2 rRNA genes are annotated in these 1,954 nt (G+C 56.1%); both read left to right on the top strand.

From position 1 onward, the window contains the following. A 23S ribosomal RNA gene (locus tag DU505_RS22145) occupies nt 1–1,726 on the top strand; the annotation flags it as partial. A gap of 106 nt (nt 1,727–1,832) precedes the next feature. After that, a 5S ribosomal RNA gene (gene rrf / locus DU505_RS22140) occupies nt 1,833–1,948 on the top strand. Nucleotides 1,949–1,954: the final 6 nt, after the last annotated feature.

Raw genomic sequence — 1,954 nt, 5'->3', positions numbered from 1 at the left:
GCAAGCGGTAGAGGAGCGTCGTGTAAGCCGATGAAGGTGGATTGAGAAGTCTGCTGGAGGTATCACGAGTGCGAATGCTGACATGAGTAACGACAAGGGGAGTGAAAAACTCCCCCGCCGGAAGACCAAGGGTTTCTGTTCGACGCTAATCGGAGCAGAGTGAGTCGGCCCCTAAGGCGAGGCCGAAAGGCGTAGTCGATGGGAAACGGGTCAATATTCCCGTACCTCACATGGTTGCGATGGGGGGACGAAGAAGGCTAGGTGAGCCAGGCGTTGGTAGTCCTGGTGAAAGTCAGTAGGCTGGGGGTTCAGGCAAATCCGGATCCCCAAGGCCGAGAGACGAGACGAACTGACCACGGTCAGGAAGTCATCGATGCCACGCTTCCAGGAAAAGCCTCTAAGCTTCAGATCATGTGGGACCGTACCCCAAACCGACACAGGTGGTCAGGTAGAGAATACCAAGGCGCTTGAGAGAACTCGGGTGAAGGAACTAGGCAAAATGGTGCCGTAACTTCGGGAGAAGGCACGCCGGCGTAGTGTGAAGGGCCTCGCGCCTGGAGCATGAACCGGTCGAAGATACCAGGTGGCTGCAACTGTTTATTAAAAACACAGCACTCTGCAAACGCGCAAGCGGACGTATAGGGTGTGACGCCTGCCCGGTGCCGGAAGGTTAATTGATGGTGTTAGCCCTCGGGCGAAGCTCCTGATCGAAGCCCCGGTAAACGGCGGCCGTAACTATAACGGTCCTAAGGTAGCGAAATTCCTTGTCGGGTAAGTTCCGACCTGCACGAATGGCGTAATGATGGCCACGCTGTCTCCACCCGAGACTCAGTGAAATTGAAATCGCAGTGAAGATGCTGTGTACCCGCGGCTAGACGGAAAGACCCCGTGAACCTTTACTATAGCTTCACACTGGACGCTGATGTTGCCTGTGTAGGATAGCTGGGAGGCTTGGAAACCCGGACGCCAGTTCGGGTGGAGCCAACCTTGAAATACCAGCCTGGCATCATTGGCGTTCTAACTCAGGTCCGTTATCCGGATCGAGGACAGTGTGTGGTGGGTAGTTTGACTGGGGCGGTCTCCTCCTAAAGAGTAACGGAGGAGCACGAAGGTACCCTCAGCACGGTCGGAAATCGTGCAGTGAGTGCAAGAGCATAAGGGTGCTTGACTGCGAGACAGACACGTCGAGCAGGTACGAAAGTAGGTTCTAGTGATCCGGTGGTTCTGTATGGAAGGGCCATCGCTCAACGGATAAAAGGTACTCCGGGGATAACAGGCTGATACCGCCCAAGAGTTCACATCGACGGCGGTGTTTGGCACCTCGATGTCGGCTCATCACATCCTGGGGCTGAAGTCGGTCCCAAGGGTATGGCTGTTCGCCATTTAAAGTGGTACGCGAGCTGGGTTTAGAACGTCGTGAGACAGTTCGGTCCCTATCTGCCGTGGGCGTTGGACGTTTGAGAAGAGCTGCTCCTAGTACGAGAGGACCGGAGTGGACGCACCTCTGGTGTTCCGGTTGTCACGCCAGTGGCATTGCCGGGTAGCTATGTGCGGACAGGATAACCGCTGAAAGCATCTAAGCGGGAAGCCCCCTTCAAGATGAGACGTCCCCGAGGCCTTGAGCCTCCTAAAGGGCCCAGCAAGACCAGCTGGTTGATAGGCCGGGTGTGGAAGCGCTGCAAGGCGTTGAGCTAACCGGTACTAATTGCCCGTGAGGCTTGACCATATAACCCCAAGGGGTCTGCGCATTACGCGCGCAATTGACGGATACGCAAGGCACGGTGAGCACCGTTGCCGAGACGATCACGCCAGCATGATTCCAACCAGTTTTGCCTGACGACCATAGCGTTCGGGAACCACCTGATCCCATGCCGAACTCAGCAGTGAAACCGCTCAGCGCCGATGGTAGTGTGGGGTCTCCCCATGCGAGAGTAGGTCATCGTCAGGCATTTAT

This window comes from Billgrantia montanilacus, from assembly GCF_003336675.1.
Classification (GTDB): domain Bacteria; phylum Pseudomonadota; class Gammaproteobacteria; order Pseudomonadales; family Halomonadaceae; genus Halomonas; species Halomonas montanilacus.
This window is presented reverse-complemented; position numbering and strand designations above follow the sequence as displayed.